A 26,664-nucleotide genomic window follows, 5' to 3' on the forward strand; every position below is an offset into this window, starting at 1 on the left:
CGTGCCCTCGCCGAGCGAGGGCTGGGGTGGGCCCGGAGGGACTCGAACCCCCGACATCCACGGTGTAAGCGTGGCGCTCTAACCAACTGAGCTACAGGCCCCAGAACAGCGGTGCACAGCCTACCGGGTCACCGGCACCACTCGGCACATCGGTCGCAGATCGGGCATCACGTGCCCGACGGCGGCGGTCCCCGCGCGCGGAGCAGAGCGCACCTCCGGCGCACGGTGGACCGAGACGCACCGGCTCCAACGACGGGCCCCCGACGCACGACGGGCGCACCGCAGCACGAGGCAGCGGCGCGCCCGTCGAGGGAACGACCGTCAGAGGGACGCGAGCGCCGCCCGGTACCCCGCGAGGTCCCGACGCTGCCCGCGCGGGTTCACGACGGACCACCGGACGACGCCGCCCGAGTCGATCAGGAAGCTGCCGCGGACCGCGAGGCCGTCGGCGTCGTCGAACACCCCGTACCGACGGGCCACCTCTCCGTGGGGCCAGAAGTCCGAGAGGAGGTCGAACGTGTACCCCTCCTGCGCGGCCCAGGCCTTGAGCGAGAAGACGGGATCGCACGAGATCGCGTAGAGCGAGACGCCCGCGGTCTCGAACTCCGCGATGTTGTCGCGGAGCTCGCACAGCTCGCTCGTGCACGTCCCGGAGAACGCGAACGGCACGAACACGAGCAGGACGGGACCGCCACGCAGGTCTGCGAGGCGGACCGGGGTGCCGTGCGTGTCGGTGAGCGTGAAGTCCGGGGCGAGGTCGCCCGGCCGTACCGTCAGCTCGGGCGCCGGGGCGCCACCCGGGGCAGGCTCAGCGCCCACGACCACGCGTGCCGAGCTTGGTCGCGGACCAGTCGGGCGCGATCGCGAAGGTGCTCGTGGCGTGCAGCCCGGCCGTGGTCGCGGCCTCCTGCAGGTCGTTGTGCCCCACGTGGCCCTCGCGGCCCGCCTTGGGCGTGAAGATCCAGATGAGCCCACCGTCGTCGAGCACGGTCTGGACGTCGACGAGCATGTCGGTCAGGTCGCCGTCGCCCTCACGCCACCAGACCACGACACCGTCGGTGACGTCGCCGTAGTCCTCGTCCACCAGCTCGGAGCCGACGAGCTCCTCGATCTCGGCGCGGAGGTCGTCGTCGACGTCCTCACCCCAACCGAACTCCTGCACCACATGGCCAGAGAGGAACCCCAGGCGTCCTGCACCCTGGGGGTCCGGCGTCGCTCCCACTTGTGTCTCTTTCCCTTCTTCGTACTGCTCGATGATCTGTGACCTGCTTGGCAAAGGTAGCCCACGCCACTCCCGCGTGCCTCAGCAGAGCGGGTGCGTCGCACGCGGCATCTCGACCGGCGCAGTTGCACCAGTGTTGCGGGGTTCTGCACTCGGCACAACGTCGACGCACCCTGGAAGGTGCCTCGATCGCCCTGCGCGGGCTGCGTCGTCGGGCGTGCGGACGTCCCGCGCACCCCGACGAGGCACCCTCCTGCACGCTCTGCTCACCGGACGCACACACTCCTGTGTCACGGAGATCACGCTCTCTTGACCCCCTTGTGGTGTGACTTCCAGGCCGCGGGGTAACAGAATGGTTCGACCACCCGACAGTGTGGAGGGCACGGTCGCCACCAGCGGCTGCTCCCGCCCCGCAGGAGTGGCTGGAGGTGAGCGGGCACGGTGTACCGCGCCGTGATTCAATCCGAATACCGCTCCGAACAAGATATGAGGTTGCTGGTGGCTTCGTTTGACGAGACCGGACCGCTGATCAACGGTCTGCTCAGCCAAGTACCGGACATCGACCCCGCTGAGACGAGCGAGTGGGTCGAGTCCCTGGACGGACTGATCGACGACCGCGGCGGCCCGCGTGCGCGCTACGTCCTGCTCAACATGCTCAAGCGGGCACGCGAGCGCAACGTGGCGATCCCGACGTCGGTCAACACCCCCTACGTCAACACCATCGGTGTGCACGAGGAGCCGTACTTCCCCGGTGACGAGGCCATGGAGCGCCGTTACCGCAGCTGGAACCGCTGGAACGCCGCCGTCATGGTCACGCGTGCACAGCGCCCCGGGATCGGGGTCGGCGGGCACATCTCGTCCTACGCGTCGGTCGCGACGCTGTACGAGGTGGGCCTGAACCACTTCTTCCGCGGCAAGGACCACCCGGGCGGCGGTGACCAGGTCTACTTCCAGGGTCACGCGAGCCCCGGCGTGTACGCGCGCGCGTTCCTCGAGGGCCGCCTCTCGGCCGACCAGCTCGACGGGTTCCGCCAGGAGAAGTCGCACGCGGGCGGCGGCCTGCCGTCCTACCCGCACCCGCGCCTCATGCCGGACTTCTGGGAGTTCCCCACGGTCTCGATGGGTCTCGGCCCGGCCTCCGCGATCTACCAGGCGTGGACCAACCGCTACCTGCACAACCGCGGCATCAAGGACACGAGCCAGCAGAACGTCTGGGCCTTCCTCGGCGACGGCGAGATGGACGAGCCGGAGAGCCGCGGCATGCTGCAGCTCGCCGCGCAGCAGGGCCTGGACAACCTGAACTTCGTGGTCAACTGCAACCTGCAGCGCCTCGACGGCCCGGTCCGCGGCAACGGCAAGATCATCCAGGAGCTCGAGGCGCAGTTCCGCGGCGCGGGCTGGAACGTCATCAAGGTCATCTGGGGCCGCGAGTGGGACACCCTGCTCAACGCCGACAAGGACCGTGCGCTCGTCAACCTGATGAACGTCACGCCCGACGGCGACTACCAGACCTACCGCGCCGAGAGCGGCGCGTTCATCCGTGAGCACTTCTTCGGTCGCGACCCGCGCACCAAGGCGCTCGTCGAGAACATGTCGGACGACGACATCTGGGCGCTCAAGCGTGGCGGCCACGACTACCGCAAGCTGTATGCGGCGTACGCGGCGGCCACGGCCCACACGGGCCAGCCGACGGTCATCCTGGCGCACACGGTCAAGGGCTACGGCCTGGGGTCGGGCTTCGCGGGACGCAACTCGACGCACCAGATGAAGAAGGTCGGCCTGGCCGACCTCAAGACGCTGCGCGACTCGCTGCGCATCCCGATCACGGACGAGGAGCTCGACGCCAACCCGTACGAGCCCCCGTACTACCACCCGGGTGCCGACGCGCCGGAGATCCAGTACATGCAGGAGCGTCGTCGTCAGCTCGGCGGGTACGTGCCCGAGCGCCGGGCCGCGCCGGCCCCGGTCACGCTGCCGGGCGACAAGACGTACGAGATCCTCAAGAAGGGCTCGGGCAACCAGGAGATCGCCTCCACCATGGCGTTCGTCCGGCTGCTCAAGGACCTCATCAAGGACAAGGAGATCGGCAAGCGCATCGTGCCGATCATCCCGGACGAGGCCCGGACGTTCGGTCTGGACTCGATCTTCCCGTCCGCGAAGATCTTCAACACGCAGGGCCAGAACTACCTCGCCGTGGACCGCGAGCTCATGCTGAGCTACAAGGAGTCCGAGGCCGGGCAGATCATGCACACCGGCATCAACGAGGCCGGTTCCGCGGCCGCGTTCCAGTCGGTCGGCACCTCCTACGCCACGCAGGGCGAGGTGATGATCCCGTTCTACATCTTCTACTCGATGTTCGGGTTCCAGCGCACGGGCGACCAGTTCTGGGCCGCGGGCGACCAGCTCACGCGCGGGTTCATCATCGGCGCGACGGCCGGGCGCACGACGCTCACCGGTGAGGGCCTCCAGCACGCGGACGGTCACTCGCCGCTGCTCGCCGGCACCAACTCGGCGATCGTCCAGTACGACCCGATCTACGGCTACGAGATCCGCCACATCGTGCGCGACGGCATCGAGCGCATGTACGGGCCGGGCAAGGACGGTCACGGCGAGGACGGGCGCGACCAGAACGTCATGTACTACCTGACGGTCTACAACGAGCCCATGCAGCAGCCGGTCGAGCCGGAGGACGTGGACGTCGAGGGCATCCTGCGCGGCATCCACCGCATCAAGTTGTCCGAGGCCTCGGGTCCCAAGGCGCAGATCCTCGCCTCGGGCGTGGGCGTGCCGTGGGCGCTGGAGGCGCAGGAGCTCCTCGAGAAGGACTGGGGCGTCTCCGCCGACGTCTGGAGCGTCACGAGCTGGAACGAGCTGCGCCGCGACGGCCTGGCCGCCGAGCAGGACGCGTTCCTCAACCCGGCCGCGACGCCGCGCGTGCCGTACCTGACGGCCAAGCTCCAGGGCGCCGAGGGCCCGTTCGTCGCGACGAGCGACTACGACCACCTCGTCCCGGACCAGGTCCGGCAGTGGGTCCCGGGCGACTACGCGGTGCTCGGTGCGGACGGCTTCGGCTTCTCCGACACGCGTGCCGCGGCCCGTCGTCACTTCAAGATCGACGGCCCGTCCGTGGTCGTCCGCGTGCTCCAGCAGCTCGCGAAGCAGGGCAAGGTCCCCGCGGAGGCCTCTGCCCAGGCGATCGAGAAGTACCGTCTGATGGACGTCAACGCCGGCACGTCCGGCAACGCGGGCGGCGACTCCTGATCGTCCCCCCGCCCGTAGTGCCCGACGGCGCCGCTCACCTCGCGAGGTGAGCGGCGCCGTCGGCGTTCGTGGGGCGGGCGACGCGGGTGCAGGCCGGCCGCGCGGCCCGTGCGCGCGTCGGGCGGCTGCCCGGTGACGGGCTAGGTGCCCGAGCGGTGCTGCTCCGCGTGCGCGATCGCGAGGGTGAGCTCGTGCTGGAGCGGCGCCACGAGCGCGGTGTCCGGGTGGAGCCCGAGCGAGGCGAGGTGGTGCTTGGCCTCGAAGATGCGGTCTGCCTCGATCGCCGACAGCACGAGCTCACGCCCGGCCGCCGGCGTGTGCTCCTTGGCCCGCCAGTGCCCCACGCCGAGCCCCAGAGCCTCCACGGGGAGCCCGGCCTCGCGCAGGATCTCCATGCTCTTGGCGAGCGCGAGCCCCGACGGGTCACGTTCGGCCGCGGTCGCGAAGCGTCGCAGCGCCGCCTCCTGGTCGTCGTCGAGCGAGAGCCTGCCGAGCTCGACCAGCGGGTACCACCCGCGCGGGTGCCCCGCGAGCTCCTCGGCGAGCGCCCAGACCGCGAGGTCGGCGGCGCGCTGCTTCTCGCTCTCGTCGGCCGGGGCCGCGAGCGGGTCGGCCGACACGTGGGACTCCGCCGCCCGGCGGCGGACGATCTCCGCGAGCGCCTGGAAGGCCCTCTCGTCGTTGGGGTCGTCGACGAGCATCGCCCGCAGCGCGTCCTCGTGCACGGTGTCGCCGCGGCGCTCGGCGCTGGTCGGACGGCGCGCGCCGACCTTCGACGCCGAGGACGGGCGTCGCATGAGCTGTCGGAGTCGGGGCATCAGGGCCATGGATCGACACTAGCGGCTCCGGTGCGGCTCGCCCCCGGAAGACCACACAGCGCACGGTCAGGTTTTGTGGACTCCCCACAACGATGCCGCCCGGACGCCGTATGCTCGGGACGTGCCGATCACGGGGAACACCGACAACCTGCAGCGACTTCGGGACGGCAGCGGGATGCTGGCCGCCGCAGCCCTGCGACGCCTCGACGAGGACCTCCCCTGGTACCGGGCGCTGCCCGCGGAGGACCGGTCGTACGTGGGCCTGGTCGCGCAGTCGGGCATCACGGCGTTCGTGACCTGGTACGCCAACCCTGCCTCTCCGCCGCACGGGGTCAGCGAGATCTTCGCCGCCGCCCCGTCCGAGCTGACCCGGTCCATCTCGCTGCAGCACACCCTCCAGCTCGTGCGGATCGTGGTCGAGGTCGTCGAGGCCTACTCCGACCGGCTCGCGATCCCGGGCGGCGAGCGCGACCTGCGCGAGGCCGTGCTGCGCTACTCGCGCGAGGTCGCGTTCTCGGCGGCCGAGGTCTACGCCCGCGCGGCCGAGGTCCGGGGGGCGTGGGACGCACGCCTCGAGGCCCTCATCGTCGACGCCCTGATCCGCGGCGACGGCGACGACTCGCTGCGCTCACGCGTCTCGGCGCTCGGGTGGAGCGGGCACGGGTCGACGCTGGTCATGGTGGGTACCGCGACGTCGGCCCTCGACGACCTGCGCACGGCCGAGCTGCGCCGCGCGACCCGGCGCGCCGCCGGGGACGCGCTCGTCGGGATCCACGGCGACCGCCTGGTCCTGGTCCTGGGCGGCGCGGGCGACCTCCAGGCCGCGGCCGCGTCGCTGCTCCCCCGGTTCGGCCCGGGCCCCGTCGTCATCGGCCCCACGGTCCCCTCGCTCGACGACGCCGCCCGCTCGGCGCAGGCCGCGCTCGCGGGTCTGGCCGCGGCCCCCGCGTGGCCCCAGGCGCCGCGGCCGGTCCTCGCGGACGACCTGCTGCCCGAGCGCGTCCTGACGGGCGACACCACGGCCCGCCGGACCCTCGTCGTCCAGGCCTACCGTCCGCTCCTGGAGAGCACGGGCGCGATCCTCGAGACGCTCTCGGCGTACCTCGGCACGGGCCGCTCGCTCGAGGCCGCCTCGCGCAGCCTGTACGTGCACCCCAACACGGTCCGCTACCGCCTGCGCAAGGTCGCCGAGATCACGGGCTGGGACCCGCTCGACGCGCGCGAGTCGTTCGTGCTCCAGGTCGCGCTCGCACTCGGTCAGCTGTCCTCGGGGCCGGCGGGCCGCTGAGCGACGGCCCTCCGTGACGGTCGGCACGCGGCGGGCCGTGCGTGCGCACGGGGCCGCGCCGCGGTTCTTGTAGGTTCGGCACAAACGGCCCCGACAAGGTTGGTGCGGGTCGTGACGTCACACGGACCGCCCCGGTTGGCACAGTTGACGGGTGCTAGCCGTCTTGTGCCCTGGACAGGGCTCCCAGTCCCCCGGAATGCTCGCCCCCTGGCTCGAGCTGCCCGGGGTCCCCGCGCAGCTCGACGCATTCTCCGCCGCGTCCGGCCTCGACCTGCGTGCCCACGGCACCGAGTCGGACGCCGACACCATCCGTGACACCGCGGTGGCCCAGCCGCTCATCGTGTCCGCCTCGCTGATCGCCTTGCGCGCGATCCTCGACGGTCGGGACACGTGCGAGGTCGCCGACGTGACCGCTGGCCACTCGGTCGGCGAGTTCGCCGCCGCTGCCGTGGCCGGGGTCTTCGAGGACGCCGCCGCCGTGGGGCTGGTGACCCGCCGCGCCCGCTTCATGGCCGAGGCCGCGGCCGCGACCCCGACCGGCATGGCCGCGGTCGTGGGGGGCGACGCCGACGAGGTCCTCGCCGCGATCGAGGCCGCGGGCCTGTGGCCCGCGAACGTCAACGGCGGTGGTCAGGTCGTCGCCGCGGGCTCGCTCGAGGGTATCGCGGCGCTCGGGGAGAACCCGCCCGCCAGGGCGCGGGTCATCCCGCTCCAGGTCGCGGGCGCGTTCCACACCCCGTTCATGCAGTCCGCGCTCGACGCGTTCGCGCCGGTCGCGGCCGGGTGGGACGCGACGGACCCGCGCCTGCCGCTCCTCTCGAACGCCGACGGCGCCTCGTACGCGAGCATCTCGGGTGCGGAGTCCGGTGGCCTGTTCGGCGTGAAGGGCGACGTCCTCTCGCGTCTCACGGCCCAGATCGCGGCCCCGGTCCGCTGGGACCTGTGCCAGGAGACGCTCGCGTCGCTCGGCGTGACCGCGGTCCTCGAGCTCGCGCCGGGCGGGGTCCTCACGGGCCTCGCGCGCCGTACGCTCCCCGGCGTGGAGACGGTCGCGGTCAAGTCGACCGCGGACATCGACAAGGCACGGGACCTGATCGCGCGCCACAGCGACGCGGGCGCCTCCGGCTCGGCCGTCCAGGGCGCCGCGGCGGAGCCCTCGGCGTGAGCGGGCTGACGATCCGGCAGGCCGCGGGCGCCGAGCACTCGCGCATCCTGGGGATCGGCGGGGTCCGTGGCGAGAACGTCGTGACGAACGACGACCTCGCGGGCCCGATCGACTCGTCCGACGAGTGGATCCGCCAGCGCACGGGCATCGTCACGCGCCGCCGCGCGGGGGCCGACGTCGACGTGCTGGACCTGTCGGAGGCCGCAGCCCGCAAGGCGATCGCGGCCGCCGGGCTGACGGGCGGGGACATCGACGCCGTCCTGTTCGCGACGACGACCTACTTCCACCAGACACCGGCCGCCGCGGCCGTGCTCGCGGACCGGATCGGCGCGACGCCCGCTGCGGCGTACGACATCTCGGCCGCGTGCGCGGGGTACGCGTACGGCATCGCGCAGGCCGACGCCCTGGTGCGCTCGGGCGCGGCCCAGCACGTCCTCGTGGTGGGTGCCGAGAAGATGAGCGACTTCGTCGACCCGACCGACCGCAGCATCTCCTTCCTGCTCGGCGACGGCGCCGGCGCGGCGGTCGTCGGGCCCTCGGACACGCCGGGCATCGGCCCGACGATCTGGGGCTCGGACGGTGGCAAGGCTCCCGCGATCCGCCAGACCCACGCCTGGTCCGACCTGCGCGAGCACCCCGAGCTCGGCTGGCCCACCCTGCGCCAGGACGGCCAGACGGTCTTCAAGTGGGCCGCCTTCCAGATGGCACCGGTCGCCGAGAAGGCCCTCGCGGCCGCGGGCGTGACCGCACAGGACGTCCAGGCCTTCATCCCGCACCAGGCCAACATGCGGATCATCGACCAGATGATCAAGCAGCTGGGCCTGCCGGAGTCCGTCGCCGTCGCACGCGACATCGCCGAGACGGGCAACACCTCGGCCGCCTCGATCCCGCTCGCGACCGAGCGCCTGCTCGCGGAGGGGCTCGCACGGTCGGGCGACCTCGCGCTGCAGATCGGCTTCGGCGCGGGCCTCGTCTACGCGGCGCAGGTGATCGTCCTCCCGTAGGGGAGAATCATCCTGTCCGTCCCCCGGCCGGCCCCGCTGGTCGACCAGGGCACGACGACGCACGACCCACTGTTCCACTGCAAGTTCCCGGTGCCGGACGGCCCCGGTACCCCTCAGAAGGAGAATCCCATGGCTTACACCGAGCAGGAAGTCCTCGCTGGACTGGCGGAGATCGTCAGCGAAGAGACCGGCCTCCCCACGGACGCCGTCGTCGCCGAGAAGTCCTTCACGGACGACCTCGACATCGACTCGCTCTCGATGATGACGATCGTCACGCACGCCGAGGACAAGTTCGGCGTCCGCATCCCCGACGAAGAGGTCAAGAACCTCGCGACCGTCGGCGACGCGGTGTCGTTCATCACGGGCGCGCAGGCCTGACCTGCCGACCTGCGCCAGGTCCCGTGGACCTGGCCGGTGCGGGCCGGCGGTCGACGCACCGCCGGCCTGCCCGCCCCTCCCTCTTCCCCCTCAGACACCTGGAGCTGCCATGACCTCCCCCCGCGAAGTCGTCGTCACCGGCCTCGGCGCCACCACGCCGCTCGGCGGGGACGTGGCCTCCACGTGGGCCGCCGCCCTCGCCGGTCAGTCCGGCGCGCGCACCCTCGAGAACGACTGGGCCGAGCGCTACGAGATCCCCGTGACGTTCGCCGCCCAGATCAAGGTCAAGCCGGAGGACGTCCTCCCCCGCCCCGAGATCAAGCGCATGGACCCCTCGACGCAGTACGCGATGATCGCGGCGCGCGAGGCCTGGGCCGACGCGGGCAGCCCCGAGGTCGACGGCGAGCGCCTGGGCGCGGTCGTGTCGTCGGGCATCGGCGGCATCTGGACCACCCTCGAGGGCTGGGACACGCTCAAGGAGCGCGGCGCGCGCCGCATGCTGCCCATGACGGTCCCCATGCTCATGCCCAACTCCCCCGCGGCGTACGTCTCGCTCGAGTTCGGCGCCCAGGCCGGTGCGCACGCGCTGGTCTCGGCCTGCGCGTCGGGTGCGGAGGCCATCGGCTACGGCATCGACATGATCCGTGCAGGTCGCGCGGACGTGGTCGTGGCCGGCGGCACCGAGGCCACGATCCACCCCATGCCGATCGCCGCGTTCGCCGCCTCGCGCACCCTGTCCCTGCGCAACGACGACCCGCAGGGCGCCTCGCGTCCCTACGACGTCGACCGCGACGGGTTCGTGATCGGTGAGGGCGCGGGCATCGTGGTGCTGGAGAGCGCCGAGCACGCCGCCGCCCGCGGTGCACGCGTCTACGCCCGCATCGGCGGCGTGGGCCTGTCGGCCGACGCCTACCACATCACCTCGCCGGACCCCGAGGGCCGCGGTCAGGTCGCCGCGATGACCCGAGCGCTCGCCGAGGCGAAGGTCGAGGCGCGCGACGTCGTGCACGTCAACGCCCACGCGACCTCGACCAAGGTCGGGGACCTCACCGAGACCCGATCGATCCGCACGGTGCTGGGCGACGACGCGGACCACGTCCTGCTGTCGGCGACCAAGTCCATGACCGGCCACCTGCTGGGCGGTGCGGGGGCCCTGGAGACCATCTTCACGGTCAAGGCGGTGCACGAGCGGCTGGCTCCTCCCACGATCAACGTCGCGCAGCCGGACCCCGAGCTCCAGGTCCCCCTGGTGCGCGACACCCCGGCGACGCTGCCCGCGGGCGACATCGCCGCGATCAACAACTCGTTCGGGTTCGGCGGGCACAACGTGGCCCTCGTGGTGACGAACGCCTGACCTTCCCCCGGGCGCGGCGCCCGGGGACCTGACGACGCCCGGTGGGTGGGGTGGACCTCGGTCCGCTCCGGCCCGCCGGGCGTCGCCGCGTCCGGACGGTGAAGGCCCCGGGGCGGCCCGCCGGCCGTCCCGGGGCCCGCCGGTCGCCCTGCCCGGCGGGGATTCCGTGGGATCGTTAGCACCGGTTATCATTCCTCGAACGCGGTCGTTCGGGCCGTCCTCGATGTGGAGGTACACGGTGAGCTCCGCGGGTTCCCGCACGGTCGCGCAACGCGTCGCCCTGGTCGTCGTGGCGGCGCTGGTCGCGTTCCACATGTTCTCGACCTTCCTCTGGGCCGCGCCCACGTCGGCGATCAACGACAAGGCCTCGCCGGTCACGTCCAGGCACATGTATCCCCTGTTCGCGCAGAACTGGCAGATCTTCGCGCCGGACCCGCAGTCGGTCGACCTGCGCGTGTGGGTGCGCGCGACGACCACGGACGAGGCCGGCGTCGAGTCCGTCTCCGAGTGGGCCAACCTGGGGGACGTCTTCAACGAGCAGGTGCGGCACCAGATCCTGCCGACCCGCACCTGGCGCATCCCGGTGAGCATGAACCGCTTCTTCACCACGTCCTACAGCTCGCTCGAGGGCCAGCAGCAGGCCGTCGTCCACTCGGACCACGTCTCGGCCGACGGGCAGAGCGGGCGGCAGGACCTCACGCGGGCCCTCCTGGGGACGGGGATGAGCGTGAGCACCATGGACGCGTACCTGCTCTCCGAGGACTCGCTCTACGAGTTCGGCACGCTCGCCGCGATGGACCTGTGGCCGGACCAGGACCTGGTCGCGATCCAGATGAGCACGTCGACGCAGGGGGTCGTGCCGTTCGAGCAGCGGCTCACGCCCGGGATCCAGCGTCCCGAGGAGCAGTTCACCCGGCTGGGCTGGCGCGACCCGTCGCCGGTCACCTCTCAGGCCCGGGCCGGGTTCAGCAGCGTCTTCGGAGGGTGGGTCTCATGAGCGAGGACACCGGCACCCTGGGGGTGCGGGAGCTCGTGGCGGGCGCGACGGGTTGGGTGCGCAGCACCTGGGCCGCGGGCGAGTCGTGGATGCTCGACTCCCGCAAGGCGTCCTACGGCGTCGCGGTGCTCCGGATCGGCTTCGGGCTGATCATCGCGGTGCAGCTCGTGGCGAACTGGGGTGATCGCAGCCTCGCGTGGGGCGCGGGCCGCAGCTTCGCGCAGGGGCGGGTCGAGGTCGACGAGTTCCCCTCGTGGCTCGACGTCCTCTTCGACGGGTCGGCGCCGCCCTGGACTTTCGACCTGCAGTACGTCGCGTTGATCGTCCTGTCGGTGCTGCTGGTCCTGGGCTGGCGCTCGCGCATCGTGATCCCCGTGCTGTTCGTGCTCTACCTCGCGCTGTTCCGCACCAACGCGTACATCGGCGACGGGGGCATCCAGCTCCTGCGCATGGTCCTGCTGTACATGCTCTTCGTGGACACGTCGGGCCGGTGGTCCCTCGATGCCCGACGGCGGCGCGCGGCCGCCGCTGCCGGCGGGCCCTCGCGGTTCGCGTCGTGGGCGTGGCTCGCGACGCTGCTGCACAACGGCGGCGTGGTCCTCATCGCGTTCCAGATCTTCGTGGTCTACGTGGCCTCGGCCATGTACAAGATCCAGGGCGGCATGTGGCAGCACGGCACCGCGATCTACTACGTCTTCCAGCTCGACGAGTTCTCGACCTGGCCTGCGGTCACCGAGGTCATGGGACGGTCGGGGGTGCTCATCGCGATCCTCAGCTACAGCGCGGTGTTCGTGCAGCTCTTCTTCCCGTTCCTGCTGCTGCGCCGGTCCACCCGAATCCTCGCGCTCGTCGCGATCACGGGCATGCACCTGGGCATCGGGGTGCTCATGGGCCTCATGTACTTCTCGATGACCATGATCGCGATCGACGCGATCTTCATCCGCGACGTGACGTACCAGGCCGCCGAACGCCGTCTGGCCCCTGTCCTGCGGCGCGGGTGGGACCGGGTGCGCCGTCGCCCGCGCGCTGCCCCGCCGGAGCCCGTCGCCCCGGTGGGCCCCGACACGGACCTCCAGCCGGTCGGTGCCGCCGCGGGCCACCGCACCGAGGGGACCGCCGGGTCGGGCGGGGCGGGGGCCCCGGAGCGGCCGACCCCGGAGACGACGATGCCTGCCGGGTCCTAGTAGCCGGCAGGCATCGGACGACGAGGTCGTCGGGCTCCCCGTGACGGGGTCGGGCGGGTTCAGCCCACGCGGTGGAGCCAGCGCACGTTGGAGTCCTCACCGGCGTGACGGAAGGGTTCGAGCTCGTCGTCCCACGCCTTGCCGAGGGCCAGGTGCAGGGCCTCGCGCATGGCCCGGTTGTCGTGCGAGACCTCGAGCGCGGCACGCACCCGGTCCTCGGGGATCACGACGTTGCCGTGCACGTCGGTCACGGCATGGAAGATGCCCAGGTCAGGGGTGTGGGACCAGCGGGCGCCGTCGGCCCCGTGGCTCGCGTCCTCGGTGACCTCGTAGCGCAGGTGCGACCAGCCGCGCAGCGCCGAGGCGAGGCGGGCGCCCGTCCCCTGCGCGCCCTGCCAGGCGAGCTCCGCCCGGTAGAGGTCGCGCGCGGCAGGCTGCTCGGTCCAGTCCAGCGCGACGCGCACGCCCAGGACGTTCCCGGCGGCCCACTCCAGGTGCGGGCTCAGCGCCCGGGGCGCCGAGTGCACGAAAAGAACACCGCGTGTGATGGCACCAGTCATGTCGTTCCTCCCTAGGTCGAGGTTTCGTCTTCCCCAACGTCCTCACCAGGGGTGAACCATCATGTCTGAACGCCCAACGGTATACGAGCCATATCCTGCCCGAGTGTCGGGCCGTTCGCGAGGGCAGACCCACCTCCCGTGGAATTCACCCTCCCGCGGCCCGTGTGCTCCGACGGTCGGACGCCCGGTCGGCAGACGGCGCCGTCCCCCTCCTCACAGGGCGCCGTGACGCCGGCGAGGAGGGGGACGACACCGTCCCGGGGGCGTTCTCAGAGCTGGGCGCGCATCTCCCGCATGGCCTTCTTGCGGACCGCGCGGTCCAGACGGTCCAGGTAGAGCATCCCGTCGAGGTGGTCCGTCTCGTGCTGCAGGCAGCGAGCCATGAGCTCGGTACCCTCGACCGTGATCTCGTTCCCGTCGAGGTCCATGCCCACGACGCGCGCGTACCAGGCGCGCCGCGTCGGGTACCAGAGGCCCGGGACCGACAGGCAGCCCTCGTCACCGTCCTGGATCTCGTCCGAGAGCTCGACGATCTTCGGGTTGAGGATGTAGCCGATCTCGTCCTCGATGTTCCACGAGAAGGCGCGCAGGTTGACGCCGATCTGGTTGGCGGCGAGGCCGGCCCGACCTTCGTAGTCGACGGTCTCCACCAGGTCTGCGACGAGCGAGCGCACCCGGTCGTCGATGGTGGTGATCTCGTCGCACGGGGTGCGGAGCACGGGGTCCGGGATCACACGGATCTCTCTCATCGCCATGGGCGCCATTCTTCCATGTCGCCCCCGGCCGTCTCACATCCGGGCGTACCGGGCACGCGCGAACGAGTAGACCCCGTAGGCCGCGAACCCGATGCCCGTGGCGGTCAGGAGGAAGGCGCCGAAGGGCTGCTCGCCGATGGTCCGGAGGGCGGCGTCGAGGCCGCTCGCCTTGGCAGGGTCGGCCGTCACGGCGGCGGTCACGACGAGCGCGCCGAGGACGCCGAGCGCGATGCCCTTGGCGATGTAGCCGACGCGACCGAGGACCACGACGGCGTGGCCGACCTGGCCGCGAGCGTTGCCCTCGAGGTCCTTCAGGAAGCGCTTCTTCCACCCCTTGACCACGTGGTAGACGCCGGCCACGACGATCCCGACGCCCACCGCGGCCACCAGGGCTCGTCCCGCACCGTTCGCGAGGAGGGAGGCCGTGAGGCTGTCCTTCTGGCCACCGCTGCTCGAGCCGGTGACGATCTGCAGGGTCAGCACCCCCAGTGCGAGGTAGAGCGCGGCCTTGCCGGCAGCCTTGGCGCGATATGCGGTCCGGTCGTTCGCGGCCCCGTTGGTCCCGGCGACCGCCTCGAGGACCTGCCAGATCCCGAGCGCTGCGAACGCGACGACTGCGAACCACAGGACGAATCCGCCGCCGGTCGTCCCGGCGATCTCCTGGAGCGCCCCGGTCTCGCTCGCCTGCCCGCCGCCGGAGCCGGTCGCGATTCGGACGGCGATGATGCCGATCATGATGTGCAGCAGGCCGCTGACGGCGTAGCCGGTGCGGGCGAGGACGCGCAGCCCCTTGCTCTGCTGGAGCTGCTGGGCGGTCCCTGACGTGGTGCGGTTGGTACCGGTTGGCACGGTGCTTCTCCTTCGGGTCGAGCGGACGTCGCATCGTGGCACGATCCGCCACGACCCGCTCGGCGAACAGGACGATCCGGGCCACCGGGAGGTATGGGATGTTTCACGGGGCAACTGACGGGCGGCGCCGAGAACGGCGTTGAGGTCGTTCCGACGCCCGCAGCGACCTCAACCCCGTTCTCGGCCGCGCGGAATCCTGGGGCTCCCTCAGCTGGTCATGGACACATAGTCGCGCAGCACCACGGCCTGGTTGTCCTGCTCGTCCTTCGCCCCGTAGAGCAGCGTCACGACGGGATGCTCGGCGACGATCGTCCGGAGCTCGTCGACGGCCGGGTTCTCGTCGAGCTCGGCGCGGTACCGCACGGCGAACTCCTCGAAGAGGGTGCGGTCGTGGTGGAACCAGGTCCTGAGCTCGTTCGAGGGCGCGACCTCCTTGAGCCAACGGTCGACCTGCGCCCGTTCCTTGCTGACCCCGCGCGGCCAGAGCCGGTCGACCAGGACGCGGTAGCCGTCCTCGGGCGTGGGGTCGTCGTAGACGCGCTGGATGCGGAGGGTCATGCTCTCCATGGAACGCCGGGAACGGCCCGTGCGCGCGTGGAGCTGCCGTCCTCGTCCGGCGAGCGTGCGGCGTCAGGCGGCAGCGCGGACCGCCCGTGGCAGCGTCCAGGGCAGGCTCACGAGCGATGTGGTGCACCGTCCAGCAGTGCTCGCCGTCCCGCGGTGAGTGCACCGCTGGCGCTCTCGCGACCGACGTCCTCCAGGTAGGCGACGAGTCGCTCACGTTCGACGCCTCGCAGAGCGAGCTCGATGCCCGCCCGCAGGACGTCGGACTGCGCCACCCCGGCCGCTGCTGCGACGGCCTCGAGCTCGTGGCTGTCAGCCTCCGAGACCTTGGTCGCTGCCGCCACGCGCCGCTCGCCGGGACGCGGTATCAGCCGACCGCCCTGCGGTGCACCGACCACACGGTCAGAGCCGTGACGGACGACCAGACGGCACCGAGTGCGATCCACGCCACCGGGTACGCGTCCGCGAAGAACACGGCAAGCGTCATGATGATGACGCCCGAGGCTGCCGCACTGCGGCCTCCGGGGTCCGCCAGGTACCGCCTCATGCGCGCTTCCTTCCTCGTGGCGCCGGGGAACGGCACCCTGCGGGCCCGGGCCGGGCGCCCAGCACCGGGAGAACGAGTAGGGCAGGTGGGGCTTGAACCCACGACCGGCGGATTATGAGTCCGATGCTCTGACCGACTGAGCTACTGCCCCTCGGCGGACAAGCGTACCGGCAGGCGGGGGCCTCGCGGGCGCACGGGCAGTACCGTGTGGGGCATGGCTCTGTTCGCCCGTAGCTCCCTGCCCGACGACGCCCGCAGGTCCCTGCATCTCGCCCCGAAGGACGCGGTGCTCGCTTCCGCGCAGCTCACCGACGGCTCGTGGGCCGTCGCGACCCGCACGGTCCTGGCCACGACCGGTGACACCGCGTCGGCGCGTCCGTGGTGCGACGTGGACCGCGCGGGCTACGACCCGGGGTCGGCGTCGCTCACGGTCGAGTGGGTCGACGGCGCCCCTCCCCTGGTCCTGCACCTCGCCGACGTCCGTCGCACCGCGCTGGCGCAGGCGGTCCGTGAGCGCGTGCAGTCGTCGGTGGTCCTGGCGGAGGTCGTGGCGCTCGGCGGTGGGCGTTCCGCCAAGGTCGCGGTGCGGCGCGACACCGACGGCTCGCTCTTCTCGCAGGTCGTCGCCGAGGCCGGGGTGGACCTGGAGGACCCCCGGACGCGGGCTGTGATCGACGCCGCGGAGGACCGGGTCCGCTCGATGTCCGGACTACCCCTCTGATGCTGATAGAGTTTTCTCCGGTCGCCCAACCGGTGCAAATCGGCGGGTGAGCGGTCCCGCGTAGCTCAGCTGGCAGAGCATCCGACTGTTAATCGGACGGTCGTAGGTTCAAGTCCTACCGCGGGAGCAGGACGCAAGGCCCCTGATCGGTGGAGACACCGGCCAGGGGCCTTCTGCGTTTTCCCTCCGCTGCCGGTCTCGTGGTCGGGGCGAACGGTGCACGAGGAGTGTGATCTTCGTCCCAGAGCGCTCGGCGCTCGCCCGCCTGGGAACGGCAGGCGGAGGGGGCTCAGACCCGTTCGCGCAGCTCCCGGCGCTCCTTCTCGACGTCGAGCAGCTCGGCGAAGGCCGCGCCGTACGCGTCGGGGTCGGCGGCCGGGTCGAGACGCTGCAGGCGGCTCTTGGCGTCCGCGACGCGGCGCGTGAGGCCCAGGTCCACGAAGGCCTTGATCACGCCCTGCACGTACCCCTGGATGACGTTCTCGCGGTCCTCGGGCAGGGGCGCGACCGCGAGCTGGTTGACGATGCCTCGCACGGTCTCCGGGGCCTGCTCGATCACGTGCTCGACCCACTGGCCGGCAGGGTGCGCGGCCGCACCGGCCATGCCGCCCGCGGCGCGGATCGCGTCGTGCACGGCTCGCCACGCGGGCGTCGCGAAGGCCGTCTCGGAGAACGCGTCGAACTCCTCGGCGGGCACGAAGTGCGGGTACTGGAGCGCCACGACGAGCGCCTGCCGCTCGAGGCGGGCCACGGGGTCGCGCGGGTCCGGCGCGGAGAAGACGGGGCCCGACGGCGCCACGGGGGCTGCGTCGTCGGGCGCGGGCTGGGCGGGGCGCACCGGGGCCGGGAGCGTCTGCGGGACCCCGGCCTTGCCCGCCGCGGAGACCGCGCGCCGGACCGACTCCGAGTCCATGCCGATCCAGCCGGCGAGCATGCGCGCGTACTCGGGCCGCAGCGCCGTGTCGCGGATGCCCGCGACGACCGGGGCGGCGGCGCGCAGCGCGGCCACGCGACCCTCGGCGGTGTCGAGGTCGAACGTGGCGAGCGTGGTGCGGATGACGAACTCGAACAGGGGCTGGCGCCCGTCCACGAGGGCCCGCACGCCCTCGGGGCCGCGCGCCATGCGCAGCTCGCACGGGTCCATGCCGCTGGGCTCGACCGCGACGAACGTCTGCGCGTAGAAGCGCTGGTCCTCGCCGAACGCGCGGACGGCGGCCTTCTGGCCCGCGGCGTCGCCGTCGAACGTGAAGACGACCTCTCCCCCGAGCGACGCGCCCGACGCGAGCTGGAGCCCGCCGCCCGCGGTCGTGTCCCCGAGGAGGCGGCGCACGATGCGCGCGTGGTCGGTGCCGAACGCCGTGCCGCACGTCGCGACGGCCGTCGTGACGCCCGACAGGTGCGCGGCCATGACGTCGGTGTACCCCTCGACGACCACGACGCGCTTGTGCTTGGCGATCTCGCGCTTGGCGAGGTCGATCCCGTAGAGCACCTGGGACTTCTTGTAGAGCGTGGTCTCCGGGGTGTTGAGGTACTTGGGGCCCTGGTCCTCGTCGAAGAGCTTGCGCGCGCCGAACCCGATGGTCTCGCCCGTGACGTCGCGGATGGGCCACACGAGGCGGCCGCGGAAGCGGTCGTAGATGCCGCGCTGCCCCTGGCTCATGAGGCCCGACGCGACGAGCTCCGCCTCGGTGAAGCCGCGCCCCCGCAGGTGCCGCAGCAGCGAGTCCCAGCCGGTCGGGGCGAACCCGACGCCGAAGCGCTCGGCGTCGGCCCGGTCGAAGCTGCGCTCGGCCAGGAACGTGCGCGCGACGGTCGCGCCGGGCGCGAAGAGCTGCTCCGAGAAGTACTGCGAGGCCACGCGGTGGGCCTCGAGCAGGCGCTGGCGCTTGCCGGGCTCCTCGCGCGGGCGCTGGGGCCCACCCTCCTCGTAGCGGAGCTGGACGCCGGCGCGGTCCGCGAGGTACTCGACGGCCTCGGTGAACGTCATGCCGTCGATCTTCTGGACGAACGAGATGACGTCGCCGCCCTCGTTGCAGCCGAAGCAGTGCCAGCGCCCCACCTGGGGGCGGACGTGGAACGACGGCGAGCGCTCGTCGTGGAACGGGCACAGTCCCTTGAGCGATCCGACACCGGCCGGCTTGAGGGTCACGTGCGAGGACACGATCTCGTCGATCCTCGCGCGTTCGCGCACCGCGTCGACGTCCTCGCGTCGGATCAGACCTGCCACGTACCGAGTGTAGGTCCCGCCGGCCGGGTGGGGCGCAGGGCCCTCACCCGGTGGCGCGCCGGGCGCGCGGGGTACGGCTCAGGACGACGCGAGCAGCAGCAGCCGGGCCCGCGATTCCGCGCACCGGCGGGCGTACGCGCCCGGGGTGTGACCGGTCACGGAGACGAAGTCCACAGCCAGGTGCGGCTGGTCGTAGTACCCGACGTCGACCGCGAGCGCCGCGAGGTCCTGCCCGGGGTCGGCGGCCAGGCGTTCGGCCGCGAGGTGGACGCGGTGGCGTTGCAGGACCCACTTGGGCCCGACCCCGAGCCGCTCCCCGAGGAGCCGTTGGAGGCTGCGGGTGCTGGTGCCCGCGACGCGGGCGAGGTCGGCCACGCGGGCCCGGGGGCCGAGCTCCCCGGAGGTCACGGCGTCCAGGACGCGCGACACCTGGGACAGTGCGGGGTCGGGGGGCAGCCGCTCGCGCAGGAGCCGGGCCAGGACGTCGGCCGCGGCCTCGTCGTCGCCGCGCCCGGCGAGCGCGAGAGCGCGCTCCCCCGCCTCGTCCGCGCCGGGCCCCAGGACGCCCGACGCCGGCACAGACGCCCCGCGGGGGACGGCGAGCGCACCGGGGCGCAGCTTCGCGGCGACGACGACGCCGGAACCGACGAGCGTGCGGTCGAACAGCCCCTCGGGGATGCCGTGGGCTGCGAACCCGCCGGCCTCGGCGACGAGGTTGACGCACGGGTGCGGGATGACGGTCTGCGTGAACGACTCCCCCGCCGCGAGGTCCCAGCGCACGAGCCAGAACCAGTCGACGCGGTCCGCCAGGTCGGTCGGTGCGGGCAGGCGTCCGAGGGCGAACGCCCTGCGGGCGGCAGCGGGGTCCACCACGCCGAAGGTCGTGGACGGGACGCCGGGGCTGCCAGGAGCGGCGGGCCCGTCGGCGGCGCTGCCCGGTTCGTGTCGCATTCCTCCAAGACTGCCACCGCGCACCGACACGAGCATGGGATCGACGGCACGTCACCGGGCGCACGCCGCGCGCCCGGCCCCGCACCGACTCCTGGAGGAACCATGGACATGTCAGCCCTGCACCCCAACCTGGCCGTCTCCGACGCCCGGGCTGCGATCGACTTCTACGTCGCGGCGTTCGGCGCCGAGGTCGACGACGTGATCACGGCCGGGGACGCGGTGATCCACTCGGACCTGCGCCTGCCCACGGCGGCCGGCTTCTCGACGTTCACGGTCGCGCAGGAGTTCCCCGGGGCGGGCTCCGTGGCTCCGGACCCCGACGGCCCGACGCCCGTGTCGTTCACGCTGCCCGTGCCCGACACCGACGCGGCCCACGCCCGGGCGCTCGCCGCAGGCGCGACGAGCACGTCCGAGCCCGCGGACTGGTTCGAGGGCTTCCGCCAGGCGTCGGTGCGGTGCCCGTACGGGCACCGCTGGTACTTCACGACGGTCGCCGACTCGGTCACGCCGGAGGACGTCCAGCGCGCGAGCGACGCGTGGATGAGCGAGCAGCCGGCGGGCTGACCGGAGGCCGTCGCGCGGCGGCGGGCCGCCGGTCCGGTCCGAGCGGTGGGCTCAGCGTGCCCCGCCGACCCACCGCTCGTGCAGCTGGTACGCGCTCACGTCGGTGAGCGACGCGACCTGGTCGACGACGACCCGCAGGCGAGCGGCGTCGTCGGGCGCCTCGATCCAGTCCGCCGCGAACGGCGCCTCGAGCGCGTCCGGGGCCTTGTCGATGAAGACCTCGACCAGGTCCGCGAGGACCTGCCGCTGCTGGTGGTGCAGGGGCTCCTCCTCGCGCGGCGCCATGACGTACGCCACGGCCATGCCCTTGAGCACGAGGATCTCCGCGGACGTCGTCTCCGGGACGACGAGGCGGGCCGAGTAGCGCGTGAGCGGGCCGTCGCCGTACTCCTCGCGCGTCGCGGCCTGCGCCGACCCGCTGAAGCGCCCGATGAGCTGGCTCGTCGAGTCCTTGAGGGCCGCGAGCGCCCGGCGCGACCCGTCGAAGCCGTGCGTCAGGTGCCCGGTGGCCTCGAGGCGGCTGATCGCGGCGTCGAGCTCGTCCGCCGTGTACGCGTCGCCGTACCAGGCGCGGACGGCGGCCACGACGCGTGCCCGCTCGTCGGGGTCGGACAGGACGGCGAGGTCGAGCTTGCCGCCCACGATCGCGTCCTCGACGTCGTGCACCGAGTACGAGATGTCGTCGGCCAGGTCCATGACCTGGGCCTCCATGCACTTGACGTGCTCGGGGGCGCCCTCGCGCAGCCACGTGTAGACGGGCACGTCGTCCGGGTAGACGCCGAACTTGTGGGTCGTGGACCCGTCCGCGCGGCGCGGCCCCTCACCGCGCCGCCACGGGTACTTGACGCTCGCGTCGAGGCTCGCGCGCGTCAGGTTGAGCCCCACGGGTGTGCCGTCCGCAGCGAAGACCTTGGGCTCGAGGCGCGTCAGCAGGCGCAGGGTCTGGGCGTTGCCCTCGAAGCCTCCGTGGTCCGCCATGATCTCCGCGAGCGCCCGCTCGCCGTTGTGCCCGAACGGCGGGTGTCCCAGGTCGTGGGCCAGGCACGCGGTGTCGACGACGTCCGGGTCGCACCCCAGGGCGCGCCCCATCTCCCGCCCCACCTGCGCGACCTCGAGGCTGTGCGTGAGGCGCGTGCGCACGAAGTCGTCCGACCCGGGGCCGAGGACCTGGGTCTTGGCCCCGAGGCGGCGCAGCGCCGAGGAGTGGACCACCCGGGCGCGGTCACGCTCGAAGGGCGTGCGGGCCTTGCTCTTGGGGGGCTCGGGCAGCCACCGCTCGACGTCGGCGGCCGAGTATCCGAGGGCGGTTCCTGGCGTGGTGTGGGGCACGGTACCCACCCTATCCATCGGCGTCGCGCGCCCGGCCGTCGTACACAGGATCGCCCGGGTGAGCGGGGCGTCAGGCCTCTTCGGCCCGCGCCGACAGCCCTCGGCAGACCCCCGTGCGCAGCTCGACCTCCCGCACGTCGGCCGTGGCCGTCGCGAGCCGCTGCGCGACCTCGACCTCGGCCTCGACGTCGTAGGGCACCCGCACGAGCTGGAGCCCGACGGGCCCCGGGTGCCGTGGACGTCGGAGAGGACAGCGATCCGGTCGAGGGTCGTGCGCGCATCGTGCCAGATGCCTGGCAGCAGGCTCACAGGTCTGCCGGCGGGAGGCCTCAGGCCAGGCGCCACACCCCGACGCCCGGACCGTCGCCCGCGACGTCGAGCCCGTCCGGCGTCACGTCGAGCGACAAGCCCCCGTACAGCGGCTCCGGCTCGTCCCCTGCGAGCAGGTGCCGCGGCAGGCGGGCCCCGGTCCACGCATCCCGTGCCACGACGACGAGCACACGCTCGTCGGACGTCTCGCGCAGGTACGCCACCGCGTCGTCGTCGACCACGAGCCAGCGCAGGCCGCCCTCGCGCAGCGCCCGACTCCCCCGACGCAGCGCGACGAGCCGGCGGTAGACCTCGAACGTGCCCGAGTCCCATCGGTCGGGACGGTCCCACGGCATGGGCACGCGCGCGTGCTCGCCGTTGATCCCCGTGAGCCCGACCTCGTCGCCCGCGAACATCACGGGCGTGCCGGGGTAGGTCAGCAGGAGCGTCGCGGCGACCTCGACCATCTCGGACCCCACGATCGAGCGCAGGCGCGGGGTGTCGTGCGAGCCCAGCATGTTCCACTGGCGCGACGTGACCGACCACGGCAGGACGGCGTCGAAGTCGCGCATGGTCTCGACCATGCTGCGCCCGCCGCGCCGCGGCGTCGTGACGGGCAGCCCCAGGAACGGGACGGTCGAGTCGTGCGGCGCGAGCCACGTCCAGACCGGGCGCGTGAACGCCGAGTAGTTCATGTTGGCGTGCCAGCCGTCGCCCGCCAGGTCGAGCGAGGCGTCGTGGAAGTGCTCGCTGATCAGGACCGTGTCCGGGTTGATCGCGGCCATGGTCGCCCGGATGCGGCGGGCGATCTCGAGCGTGCGGTCCTCGTCGGCGTACCGGCCCGTCATGTTGGCGACGTCGATGCGCCACCCGTCGAGGGAGAAGGGCTCGCGCAGGTAGCGCCCGACGACGGAGCCCGGCCCGTCGATCATCCTCGCCCCGAGCGTGGGCGAGCCGTAGTTGAGCTTGGGCAGCGACGCGTGCTCGAGCCAGCCCACGTACCCGGGTTCGCCCGGCGTCCAGTAGAACCAGTCGCGCTCCGGGCTCGCCTCGTCGGCGTGCGCGCGCTCGAACCACTCGTGCCCGGCGCCCGTGTGGTTGGTCGTGAGGTCGCCGAGCAGCCGCATGCCGCGCGCGTGCACGGCTCGGGAGAGCGAGGCGTAGGCCTCGTCGCCGCCCAGGAGCGGGTCGACGTGGTCGAACGTGCTCGCGTCGTAGCGGTGGTTGGAGCGCCCCGGGAAGACCGGGGTCAGGTAGACCGTCCCCACCCCGAGGGCCTGGAGGTGGTCGAGGTGCTCCTCGATGCCCCGCAGGTCCCCGCCGTAGAACTGCGTCCCGACGCCCGGGCCGCCCGCGAGCGGCTCGTCGTCCCAACCTGCGGGCTGCGCCCAGTCCGGGAGCGGCCGGTCGTCGGCCTCGGCCGAGCGCGCGAACCGGTCCGGGAAGATCTGGTAGACCACCCCGTCGCCCATCCACGACGGTGCGGGCGGGTGGATCGTCAGGCGGAAGTCCGCGGCGTCCGGGACGTCACGGTCGAAGACCCCGCGCCCGTTGAGCCACCGGTAGCCGCCCGGCACGTCGAGGAAGAAGCGGTAGCTCGTGACCGGGTTGTGGACCAGGACGTCGGCCACGTACCAGGACTCGTGCTCGTCCTCGCGCTCGAGGCGGGCCTCCGAGAGGCGCGGCTCGCCGTCGCGCACGGTCCGCAGCCACACGGCCCGCACCTGCGCGTCCTCACCGCCGGGCGCTCGCGGCACGCGCACCCGGACCGGGACCACGTCCCCGAGCGACGGCGTGCCGCCGGGGACGTAGACCTCGGAACCGTCGTGGTGCGGGGCCAGGGCGACCACCTCGCGTGGCGAGGGGGCGCTGCCGGCGGGCGCGACGTCGTCGGGCCTGGTGGTGCTCACGGGTCAGCCCTTGACCGAGCCGGCCGTCAGGCCACCCACGATGTACTTCTGCAGGTAGAGGAACAGGACCAGGACCGGGATCGTCGAGATGACCGCCCCCGCCGTGAACAGGCCCCAGTTCGCCTCGCGCAACGACGACACCCAGCCGTACAGGCCCACCGCGAGCGTCCAGTTGGACTCCGAGGTCAGGATGATGCGCGCGATCATGAACTCGCCGTACGTGCTGATGAAGGACAGCAGCGCGACCACCGCGAGGATGGGCGCCACGAGACGCAGGATGATCGTCCAGTAGATCTGGGCGTGCGTCGCGCCGTCGAGCTTCGCGGCCTCGTCGAGCTCGCGCGGCACCGTGTTGAAGAACCCGTACATGAGGAACGTGTTCACACCCAGCGCACCGCCCAGGTACACGCAGATCAGGGCGAGCTTGCTGTCGAGGCCCAGCGCCGGGACCACGTCGCCGAGGCTCAGCAGCAGCAGGAAGATCGCGATGAACGCGAGCATCTGCGGGAACATCTGGATGATGAGCAGCGACGTCAGACCCGCGCGACGCCCCGTGAAGCGGAACCGCGAGAAGGCGTAGGCCGCGGCCGCGCCCATGAGCACCGTGCCGACCGAGGTCGCGATCGCGATGACGAGCGTGTTGCCCATCCACGTCCAGAACATCGACTCGCCCAGCTCGGCGTAGTTGGCCGTGCTCACCTCCGCGAAGAGGGTGTTGGAGCCCGTGAGCGTGCCGTTCTCCGACAGCGAGGCCGACAGGACGTAGACCAGCGGGAACCCCGCGAACACGACCGCGACGAGCCCCACGAGGTGGCGCCAGCCGAGCTCGCTGAACCACCGGCCGGGCTTCATGCGCGCGCGCCCCAGGGGAGCCGACGAGCCGTCCGAGGACGTGCCGGCCTGCTTGCCGGCGGAGGCGGAGACAGAGGTGGTCGCCATGTCAGTTGATCTCCTCGAACTTGCGGGTGCTCCGGAAGGCCAGGGCAGAGATGGTGCCGACGATCACGAAGATGACGATCGACAACGCGCTCGCGAGCCCGAAGTTCTTCGGCGCCGAGCCGTCGACCCCGGAGATCTGGTAGACCATCGAGATCAGGATGTCGGTGTGCCCCAGCGGGACCGAGGCGTCCCCGAAGCGTGGACCACCCCCGGTGAGCATGTAGATGAGCGTGAAGTTGTTGAAGTTGAACGCGAACGACGAGATCAGCAGCGGAGCCGTCGAGATGAGCAGCAGCGGCAGCGTGACCGAGCGCCAGGTGCGCCAGCGGCCCGCGCCGTCGATCTTCGCGGCCTCCATGACGTCCGAGGGCAGCGACTGCAGGGCGCCCGTCGTGATCAGGAACATGTAGGGGAAGCCCAGCCACAGGTTCACGAACAGGACCGCGAGCTTCGCGAGGAACGGGTCCGTGAGCCACGGGATCTCCGCGCCGCCCAGCAGCACCTCGTTGACGAAGCCGAACCGTGTGTTGAGCAGACCCGACCACAGCAGCGCCGCGAGGAAGCCCGGGATGGCGTACGGGAGGATCATCAGCACGCGGTAGATCTTGCGACCGCGCATACGGGCGTCGTTGAACGTGATCGCCAGGAACAGACCGAGCAGGAACGTGGTCGCCACGGACCCGATCGCGAAGACGAACGTCCACACCAGGATCTTGAGGAACGGCTGCGCATAGCGCCCGTCGGAGAAGGCCGTCACGAAGTTGTCGAAACCGACCCCGACCCGCCAACCGACGGTCAGCGTCGAACCGTCCGCGGCCTCGAACTGGCCGTCGTCGTTCGGCGAGTAGACCGTCCCGGTCGTGGTGTCCGTCATGGTGTCGCTCGCGTCGTCGTACGCGAGCGTCGACGTGTACACGTACCCCGTCATCGCGTCGGGGGTACGGATCGATCCGTCCTCCGGATCCTCGGACACCGGCACGCGGAGGTTCGTGACCTCCTCCTGCCGCTGGAGCACCTGACCGCGCTCGAGCACCGTGTAGCCGGGGACCTCGGTCGCGCGCCCGGCCTCGACCGTCGCGTCCTCGACGACCGTCAGGGGACGCTCGGCCGAGCCGACCTGGACGTCGCCGTCCGGCGTGACGATCGCGAACGCGAGGTCACCGCCATCCTCGACGACCGTGAGCGGGGCCGATTCCGACCCCTCGACGCGGCGCTCGTTCTGGACGAGCAGGGCCTCGATGGCCTGCTCCTTGGTGGAGTTGTGGCCCGTGCCGTAGTTCGTGAAGGCGATGTAGCCCGTGTAGGCCACGACGAAGATCTGGTAGGCCAGCAGGAAGATCAGGCCCGGCAGGATGTACTTGAGCGGCAGGGCGCGCTTGGAGAAGTAGACCCAGTTGGCCGCGATCAGCATCGCGAGCGACGCGGCGAGGATCCCGTACGACTCGGCGGTCCAGGCGGACCAGACCACGTACACGCCCAGGGCGTCGATGACGGCCATGAGGGCCAGCTTGGCGAAGAACCCGGGGCTGTAGTTGCGGGCGTGCGACCCGTCGCGGTCCCGTCGCGGGCGCTTGCGCGGCCCCTGCGGCGACCCGGAGTCCTCCGGTGCGCCGACGGCGGTGTCGGTGGGCGTGAGCTGTGGGGCGGACATCGAGCCTCCGTAGTCGTACGACACGGGTTCCCTCCCGCGTCATGGGGGTGGCGCTGCGCCGCTCGTGCGGCCTGCGCCGACGGTCGCGGGGGGGGGGGGGGGGGGGGGGGGGGGGGG

At 72.1% G+C, this 26,664-nt stretch carries 26 protein-coding genes and 3 tRNA genes; 11 read left to right on the forward strand and 18 right to left on the reverse strand.

The annotated features are described in order from the left end of the window. Window positions 1-27: 27 nt before the first annotated feature. The 3 genes from H9623_RS12335 to H9623_RS12345 form a co-directional block, all read right to left on the reverse strand. Window positions 28-101 (reverse strand) — tRNA-Val (locus H9623_RS12335). A 220-nt stretch (window positions 102-321) separates the two neighbouring features. After that, window positions 322-819 carry a peroxiredoxin gene (locus H9623_RS12340; RefSeq protein WP_407671907.1) on the reverse strand — a complete coding sequence of 166 codons (498 nt, stop codon included), beginning with the start codon at window positions 817-819 and terminating at the stop codon, window positions 322-324. Continuing rightward, window positions 809-1,222 carry a DUF3052 domain-containing protein gene (locus tag H9623_RS12345; protein WP_193720345.1) on the reverse strand — a complete coding sequence of 138 codons (414 nt, stop codon included), beginning with the start codon at window positions 1,220-1,222 and terminating at the stop codon, window positions 809-811. The genes H9623_RS12340 and H9623_RS12345 overlap by 11 nt, the downstream gene beginning before the upstream one ends. 498 nt (window positions 1,223-1,720) lie before the next feature. On the opposite strand from H9623_RS12345, the gene aceE reads away from it, so the two are divergent. Beyond that, on the forward strand, window positions 1,721-4,483 hold the full coding sequence (gene aceE, locus H9623_RS12350) for a pyruvate dehydrogenase (acetyl-transferring), homodimeric type (protein WP_193720346.1): 2,763 nt from the start codon (window positions 1,721-1,723) through the stop codon (window positions 4,481-4,483). 140 nt (window positions 4,484-4,623) lie between these two features. On the opposite strand, the gene H9623_RS12355 is transcribed toward aceE, so the two are convergent. Next, window positions 4,624-5,310 carry a hypothetical protein gene (locus H9623_RS12355; RefSeq protein WP_193720347.1) on the reverse strand — a complete coding sequence of 229 codons (687 nt, stop codon included), beginning with the start codon at window positions 5,308-5,310 and terminating at the stop codon, window positions 4,624-4,626. Between the two features lie 166 nt (window positions 5,311-5,476). Here H9623_RS12355 and H9623_RS12360 point away from each other — a divergent pair, with 166 nt between their 5' ends. The 7 genes from H9623_RS12360 (at window position 5,477) to H9623_RS12390 (ending at window position 12,671) form a co-directional block, all read left to right on the forward strand. Continuing rightward, window positions 5,477-6,589 carry a PucR family transcriptional regulator gene (locus H9623_RS12360; protein ID WP_193720372.1) on the forward strand — a complete coding sequence of 371 codons (1,113 nt, stop codon included), beginning with the start codon at window positions 5,477-5,479 and terminating at the stop codon, window positions 6,587-6,589. 151 nt (window positions 6,590-6,740) lie between these two features. After that, window positions 6,741-7,754, forward strand: a complete 1,014-nt coding sequence (locus H9623_RS12365; protein WP_193720348.1) for an ACP S-malonyltransferase — start codon at window positions 6,741-6,743, stop codon at window positions 7,752-7,754. Next, window positions 7,751-8,758 (forward strand): beta-ketoacyl-ACP synthase III, encoded by a 1,008-nt coding sequence (locus H9623_RS12370; RefSeq protein ID WP_193720349.1) that lies wholly within the window; start codon window positions 7,751-7,753, stop codon window positions 8,756-8,758. The genes H9623_RS12365 and H9623_RS12370 overlap by 4 nt, the downstream gene beginning before the upstream one ends. Window positions 8,759-8,887: 129 nt before the next feature. Then, window positions 8,888-9,136 carry an acyl carrier protein gene (locus tag H9623_RS12375; protein ID WP_193720350.1) on the forward strand — a complete coding sequence of 83 codons (249 nt, stop codon included), beginning with the start codon at window positions 8,888-8,890 and terminating at the stop codon, window positions 9,134-9,136. Between the two features lie 109 nt (window positions 9,137-9,245). Next, window positions 9,246-10,490, forward strand: coding sequence for a beta-ketoacyl-ACP synthase II (gene fabF, locus H9623_RS12380; protein WP_193720351.1), 1,245 nt, complete (start codon window positions 9,246-9,248; stop codon window positions 10,488-10,490). Window positions 10,491-10,728: 238 nt separating this feature from the next. Continuing rightward, window positions 10,729-11,487, forward strand: coding sequence for a DUF5819 family protein (locus tag H9623_RS12385; RefSeq protein WP_193720352.1), 759 nt, complete (start codon window positions 10,729-10,731; stop codon window positions 11,485-11,487). Further along, entirely contained in the window at window positions 11,484-12,671 is a 1,188-nt protein-coding gene (locus H9623_RS12390; protein ID WP_193720353.1) for an HTTM domain-containing protein, read from the forward strand. Before H9623_RS12385 ends, H9623_RS12390 begins: the two co-directional genes overlap by 4 nt. A gap of 59 nt (window positions 12,672-12,730) precedes the next feature. Here H9623_RS12390 and H9623_RS12395 read toward each other — a convergent pair whose 3' ends face one another. The 7 genes from H9623_RS12395 to H9623_RS12425 form a co-directional block, all read right to left on the reverse strand. Next, window positions 12,731-13,231 (reverse strand): DUF3145 domain-containing protein, encoded by a 501-nt coding sequence (locus H9623_RS12395; RefSeq protein ID WP_193720354.1) that lies wholly within the window; start codon window positions 13,229-13,231, stop codon window positions 12,731-12,733. A gap of 269 nt (window positions 13,232-13,500) precedes the next feature. Beyond that, the gene (def, locus tag H9623_RS12400; RefSeq protein WP_193720355.1) at window positions 13,501-13,986 is read right to left on the reverse strand and encodes a peptide deformylase; all 486 of its coding nucleotides are present in this window, start codon (window positions 13,984-13,986) and stop codon (window positions 13,501-13,503) included. A 33-nt stretch (window positions 13,987-14,019) separates the two neighbouring features. After that, the gene (locus tag H9623_RS12405; protein WP_321575426.1) at window positions 14,020-14,835 is read right to left on the reverse strand and encodes a DUF1206 domain-containing protein; all 816 of its coding nucleotides are present in this window, start codon (window positions 14,833-14,835) and stop codon (window positions 14,020-14,022) included. 207 nt (window positions 14,836-15,042) lie between these two features. Then, on the reverse strand, window positions 15,043-15,393 hold the full coding sequence (locus H9623_RS12410; RefSeq protein ID WP_193720357.1) for a DUF488 domain-containing protein: 351 nt from the start codon (window positions 15,391-15,393) through the stop codon (window positions 15,043-15,045). 116 nt (window positions 15,394-15,509) lie between these two features. Then, a complete protein-coding gene (locus H9623_RS12415; protein ID WP_193720358.1) occupies window positions 15,510-15,743 on the reverse strand; it encodes a hypothetical protein in 234 nt (77 codons plus the stop codon). A gap of 23 nt (window positions 15,744-15,766) precedes the next feature. Then, window positions 15,767-15,946 carry a hypothetical protein gene (locus H9623_RS12420; protein WP_193720359.1) on the reverse strand — a complete coding sequence of 60 codons (180 nt, stop codon included), beginning with the start codon at window positions 15,944-15,946 and terminating at the stop codon, window positions 15,767-15,769. Window positions 15,947-16,023: 77 nt separating this feature from the next. After that, window positions 16,024-16,097, reverse strand: a tRNA-Ile gene (locus tag H9623_RS12425). Window positions 16,098-16,160: 63 nt separating this feature from the next. On the opposite strand from H9623_RS12425, the gene H9623_RS12430 reads away from it, so the two are divergent. Beyond that, window positions 16,161-16,667 carry a hypothetical protein gene (locus H9623_RS12430; RefSeq protein WP_193720360.1) on the forward strand — a complete coding sequence of 169 codons (507 nt, stop codon included), beginning with the start codon at window positions 16,161-16,163 and terminating at the stop codon, window positions 16,665-16,667. 54 nt (window positions 16,668-16,721) lie between these two features. Continuing rightward, window positions 16,722-16,794: transfer RNA gene (locus H9623_RS12435), tRNA-Asn, on the forward strand. 162 nt (window positions 16,795-16,956) lie between these two features. Here the strand turns inward: H9623_RS12435 and dnaG are convergent. After that, window positions 16,957-18,894 carry a DNA primase gene (gene dnaG / locus H9623_RS12440; protein WP_193720361.1) on the reverse strand — a complete coding sequence of 646 codons (1,938 nt, stop codon included), beginning with the start codon at window positions 18,892-18,894 and terminating at the stop codon, window positions 16,957-16,959. Between the two features lie 78 nt (window positions 18,895-18,972). Then, window positions 18,973-19,845: a helix-turn-helix domain-containing protein gene (locus H9623_RS12445; protein ID WP_193720362.1), complete on the reverse strand. Its 873-nt coding sequence runs from the start codon at window positions 19,843-19,845 to the stop codon at window positions 18,973-18,975. Between the two features lie 102 nt (window positions 19,846-19,947). Between H9623_RS12445 and H9623_RS12450 the strand changes: the two genes are divergently transcribed. Next, the gene (locus H9623_RS12450) at window positions 19,948-20,409 is read left to right on the forward strand and encodes a VOC family protein (protein ID WP_227748589.1); all 462 of its coding nucleotides are present in this window, start codon (window positions 19,948-19,950) and stop codon (window positions 20,407-20,409) included. Window positions 20,410-20,460: 51 nt separating this feature from the next. On the opposite strand, the gene H9623_RS12455 is transcribed toward H9623_RS12450, so the two are convergent. From H9623_RS12455 to H9623_RS12470, 5 genes are all read right to left on the reverse strand, one after another. Next, window positions 20,461-21,756: a deoxyguanosinetriphosphate triphosphohydrolase gene (locus H9623_RS12455; protein WP_193720364.1), complete on the reverse strand. Its 1,296-nt coding sequence runs from the start codon at window positions 21,754-21,756 to the stop codon at window positions 20,461-20,463. Window positions 21,757-21,808: 52 nt separating this feature from the next. Then, the gene (locus H9623_RS19820; RefSeq protein ID WP_265332941.1) at window positions 21,809-21,937 is read right to left on the reverse strand and encodes a hypothetical protein; all 129 of its coding nucleotides are present in this window, start codon (window positions 21,935-21,937) and stop codon (window positions 21,809-21,811) included. Window positions 21,938-22,067: 130 nt separating this feature from the next. Further along, entirely contained in the window at window positions 22,068-23,897 is a 1,830-nt protein-coding gene (locus H9623_RS12460) for a glycoside hydrolase family 13 protein (RefSeq protein WP_193720373.1), read from the reverse strand. Between the two features lie 63 nt (window positions 23,898-23,960). Continuing rightward, entirely contained in the window at window positions 23,961-24,896 is a 936-nt protein-coding gene (locus H9623_RS12465; protein WP_193720365.1) for a sugar ABC transporter permease, read from the reverse strand. Window position 24,897: 1 nt separating this feature from the next. Then, window positions 24,898-26,547 carry an ABC transporter permease subunit gene (locus H9623_RS12470; protein ID WP_193720366.1) on the reverse strand — a complete coding sequence of 550 codons (1,650 nt, stop codon included), beginning with the start codon at window positions 26,545-26,547 and terminating at the stop codon, window positions 24,898-24,900. Window positions 26,548-26,664 lie beyond the last annotated feature (117 nt).

The sequence above is a fragment of the Oerskovia douganii genome (genome assembly GCF_015142735.1).
Lineage (GTDB): Bacteria > Actinomycetota > Actinomycetes > Actinomycetales > Cellulomonadaceae > Oerskovia > Oerskovia douganii.

What these genes read in the sequence shown, in the direction of transcription:
- H9623_RS12355 (WP_193720347.1), bottom strand. Translation starts at nt 5,310, where the DNA reads ATGGCCCTGATGCCCCGACTCCGACAGCTCATGCGACGCCCGTCCTCG.
- H9623_RS12360 (WP_193720372.1), top strand. Translation starts at nt 5,477, where the DNA reads ATGCTGGCCGCCGCAGCCCTGCGACGCCTCGACGAGGACCTCCCCTGG.
- H9623_RS12375 (WP_193720350.1), top strand. Translation starts at nt 8,888, where the DNA reads ATGGCTTACACCGAGCAGGAAGTCCTCGCTGGACTGGCGGAGATCGTC.
- fabF (WP_193720351.1), top strand. Translation starts at nt 9,246, where the DNA reads ATGACCTCCCCCCGCGAAGTCGTCGTCACCGGCCTCGGCGCCACCACG.
- H9623_RS12390 (WP_193720353.1), top strand. Translation starts at nt 11,484, where the DNA reads ATGAGCGAGGACACCGGCACCCTGGGGGTGCGGGAGCTCGTGGCGGGC.
- H9623_RS12395 (WP_193720354.1), bottom strand. Translation starts at nt 13,231, where the DNA reads ATGACTGGTGCCATCACACGCGGTGTTCTTTTCGTGCACTCGGCGCCC.
- def (WP_193720355.1), bottom strand. Translation starts at nt 13,986, where the DNA reads ATGGCGATGAGAGAGATCCGTGTGATCCCGGACCCCGTGCTCCGCACC.
- H9623_RS12410 (WP_193720357.1), bottom strand. Translation starts at nt 15,393, where the DNA reads ATGACCCTCCGCATCCAGCGCGTCTACGACGACCCCACGCCCGAGGAC.
- H9623_RS12420 (WP_193720359.1), bottom strand. Translation starts at nt 15,946, where the DNA reads ATGAGGCGGTACCTGGCGGACCCCGGAGGCCGCAGTGCGGCAGCCTCG.
- H9623_RS12430 (WP_193720360.1), top strand. Translation starts at nt 16,161, where the DNA reads ATGGCTCTGTTCGCCCGTAGCTCCCTGCCCGACGACGCCCGCAGGTCC.
- H9623_RS12445 (WP_193720362.1), bottom strand. Translation starts at nt 19,845, where the DNA reads ATGCGACACGAACCGGGCAGCGCCGCCGACGGGCCCGCCGCTCCTGGC.
- H9623_RS12450 (WP_227748589.1), top strand. Translation starts at nt 19,948, where the DNA reads ATGGACATGTCAGCCCTGCACCCCAACCTGGCCGTCTCCGACGCCCGG.
- H9623_RS12455 (WP_193720364.1), bottom strand. Translation starts at nt 21,756, where the DNA reads ATGGATAGGGTGGGTACCGTGCCCCACACCACGCCAGGAACCGCCCTC.
- H9623_RS12465 (WP_193720365.1), bottom strand. Translation starts at nt 24,896, where the DNA reads ATGGCGACCACCTCTGTCTCCGCCTCCGCCGGCAAGCAGGCCGGCACG.
- H9623_RS12470 (WP_193720366.1), bottom strand. Translation starts at nt 26,547, where the DNA reads ATGTCCGCCCCACAGCTCACGCCCACCGACACCGCCGTCGGCGCACCG.